General features: G+C 72.3%; 2 protein-coding genes and 1 pseudogene. 2 read left to right on the top strand and 1 reads right to left on the bottom strand.

The features are described 5' to 3' along the window. The first annotated feature begins 174 nt into the window (after positions 1 to 174). A complete protein-coding gene (locus tag ACFTWP_RS12320) occupies positions 175 to 741 on the top strand; it encodes a Uma2 family endonuclease (protein ID WP_380264424.1) in 567 nt (188 codons plus the stop codon). 395 nt (positions 742 to 1,136) lie between these two features. Then, the gene (cimA, locus tag ACFTWP_RS12315; RefSeq protein ID WP_380264423.1) at positions 1,137 to 2,753 is read left to right on the top strand and encodes a citramalate synthase; all 1,617 of its coding nucleotides are present in this window, start codon (positions 1,137 to 1,139) and stop codon (positions 2,751 to 2,753) included. Positions 2,754 to 2,870: 117 nt separating this feature from the next. Here cimA and ACFTWP_RS12310 read toward each other — a convergent pair. Beyond that, positions 2,871 to 2,965, bottom strand: a pseudogene (locus ACFTWP_RS12310) (ATP-binding protein); the annotation flags it as partial.

Below are 2,965 nucleotides of genomic sequence, written 5' to 3'. Positions count from 1 at the left end.
GTAGCTGCGCACGGCCGTGGTGGGGGTCCCGGGGGCCCAGCCCCCCCACACCCAGGGGTGGGTGAACATCCTGTTCTGCCCCCGGCGCGGGGCGCCCCGCCCCGGGGGGGCGCCCGGCTGGGTAACCTCGAAGCGTTCCGTTCGTTGAGCCGTGCGGACCGAGACGGAGGGGTCATGACCGCGTTGTCGCACGAGTTCCCCGAGGCCTGGCAGAGCCTGGACGACGACCTCCTCGACGCCTTTCTGGACCTGGACACCCCCGAGGGGTTCAAGGCCGAGCTCATCGAGGGGGAGATCGTCGTGACCCCACCGCCCGACGGTGACCACGAGACCGCGGTCGGCCGGATCGTCTGGCAGATCGCCCGGCAGTGCCCGGAGGGCATCGACTTCGCCGGCGGCAAGGGGCTGATCGTCCCCAGCGGCCGCTACATCCCCGACGGGACCTTCACCGTGGCCGACGCCATGGTCGGCCGGGAGTCCTGGTCCAAGCCCGTCGGCGTCCTGATGGTCCTGGAGGTCACCTCCAGCCGTCCGCAGAAGGACCGCGAGGCCAAGCGCAAGGGCTACGCCACCGCCGGGATCCCGCTCTACCTGCTGGTCGACCGGCAGGAGAACGAGGTGCTGCTGCACGGCGATCCGCGCCGCGGCGACTACCGCTCCGTCCACGCCGTCCCGGTCGGGGAGCCGCTGGAGCTGCCGGAGCCGTTCGGGTTCGCCCTGCGGACCGACCGGCTGCACTGAGGCCGAAGCGACCCGTCCCGGATCGCGAGACACCGCAGCCGCATCCCGGATGGTGTGCCAGACTGCGAACGTGTCCTCGCTCGCGCTCATTATTAGCAGCAGGCGCGCCGGTCCACAGTGACCGCTCCGCAGTACCCCCTTCGCGGAGCGACCTGGTGTCAGACCCGCGCGCAGACCTCTCGCACCCGCGAGGGGTCTTTTGTTTTGCCCCGCAGGCCCATCTCCAGCCCGCGGGACAGGATCCGGAGCGACCGGAGCCCCCACAAGGGGCCGTCCGGGGCGGCGGATGGTGCGCGGGCATGGTGGACAGTGGAGCCAGACATCCGGCTAACGCAGTTCCCCTCCCGCCCGGCTCCGGGCGGGAGGGGCCCAGCCCGAACGGAGAGACCAGGGCCATGACCGAGGCCAGCAGCGCCCCCAACGACAGCTTCCACGTCTTCGACACCACCCTGCGCGACGGCGCGCAGCGCGAGGGCATCAACCTCACGGTGGCCGACAAGCTGACCATTGCCCGGTACCTGGACGAGTTCGGTGTCGGATTCATCGAGGGCGGCTGGCCCGGTGCCAACCCCCGGGACACCGAGTTCTTCGCCAGGGCCGCCACCGAGCTGGACCTCCGGCACGCCCAGCTGGTCGCCTTCGGCGCCACCCGCCGGGCCGGCGGCAGGGCGGCCGACGACCCGCAGCTGGCCGCCCTGGTCAACTCGGGCGCACCGGTGATCACCCTGGTCGCCAAGGCGCACGACCGGCACGTCGAGCTGGCCCTGCGCACCACCCTGGACGAGAACCTGGAGATGGTCCGGGACAGCGTCTCGTACCTGGTCTCGCAGGGCCGCCGGGTCTTCATCGACTGCGAGCACTTCTTCGACGGCTACAAGGCCGACCGCGACTACGCGCTCGCGGTGGTGCGCACCGCGCACGGCGCCGGCGCCGAGGTGGTGGTGCTCTGCGACACCAACGGTGGGATGCTCCCGGCCGGGGTGCACGCGATCGTCGCCGACGTGCTGGCCGCCACCGGCGCCCGGATCGGCATCCACGCCCAGGACGACACCGGCTGCGCGGTCGCCAACTCGCTGGCCGCGGTGGACGCGGGTGCCACGCACGTGCAGTGCACCGCCAACGGCTACGGCGAGCGGGTCGGCAACGCCAACCTCTTCCCGGTGGTGGGCGCGCTGGAGATCAAGTACGGCATGGAGGTGCTGCCGCAGGGGCGGCTCGCCGAGATGACCCGGATCTCGCACGCCATCGCCGAGGTGGTCAACCTGACGCCGTCCACCCACCAGCCGTACGTCGGCGTCTCGGCGTTCGCGCACAAGGCCGGCCTGCACGCCTCCGCCATCAAGGTCGACCCGGACCTCTACCAGCACATCGACCCCGAGCGGGTCGGCAACACGATGCGGATGCTGGTCTCCGACATGGCCGGCCGGGCCTCGGTCGAGCTCAAGGGCAAGGAGCTGGGCTACGACCTGTCCGCCGACCGCGACCTGGTCGGCCGGGTGGTGGCCAAGGTGAAGGAGCAGGAGAACCTCGGCTACACCTACGAGGCCGCGGACGCCTCCTTCGAGCTGCTGCTGCGCGACGAGGTGCGCGGCGGCCGGGAGCGCTTCTTCGCGCTGGAGTCCTGGCGCACCATCAGCGAGCAGCAGGTCGGCTCCGGTGCGGACAGCGCCGGGAACGAGGCCACCGTCAAGCTCTGGGCCAAGGGCGAGCGCCGGATCGCGACCGGCGAGGGCAACGGCCCGGTCGACGCGCTGGACAAGGCCCTGCGCACCGCGCTGGAGGGGATCTACCCGCAGCTGGCCGGGATGGAGCTGGTGGACTACAAGGTGCGCATCCTGGAGGGCCAGCACGGGACGGGCTCCAAGACCCGGGTGCTGATCGAGTCCACCGACGGCACCACGAGCTGGTCCACGGTGGGCGTCGCGGACAACGTCATCGCCGCCTCCTGGCGGGCCCTGGAGGACGCCTACACCTACGGCCTGATCCGTGCGGGGCTCGACCCGCAGGAGTGAGCGCGGCCCGGGCGGCGGGCCGGTGCCCGCGCCCGGGCGGGGCGGCGGTGCGACGAGAAGTGGCCCACGGACCTCGGCGGTCCGTGGGCCACGGTGCGTCCCGGCCGGGCCCGGTGCTCAGCGGAGTCGGGCGAGGAGGGCGTGTTCGACGAGGGTGATGAGGGCGCTCTTGGCGCTGTCGCGTCGGCGGGCGTCCAGGGCGATGACGGGGG

The organism is Kitasatospora sp. NPDC057015, assembly GCF_042673745.1.
Taxonomy (GTDB): Bacteria; Actinomycetota; Actinomycetes; order Streptomycetales; family Streptomycetaceae; genus Kitasatospora.
This window is presented reverse-complemented; position numbering and strand designations above follow the sequence as displayed.

What these genes read in the sequence shown, in the direction of transcription:
- ACFTWP_RS12320 (WP_380264424.1), top strand. Translation starts at nt 175, where the DNA reads ATGACCGCGTTGTCGCACGAGTTCCCCGAGGCCTGGCAGAGCCTGGAC.
- cimA (WP_380264423.1), top strand. Translation starts at nt 1,137, where the DNA reads ATGACCGAGGCCAGCAGCGCCCCCAACGACAGCTTCCACGTCTTCGAC.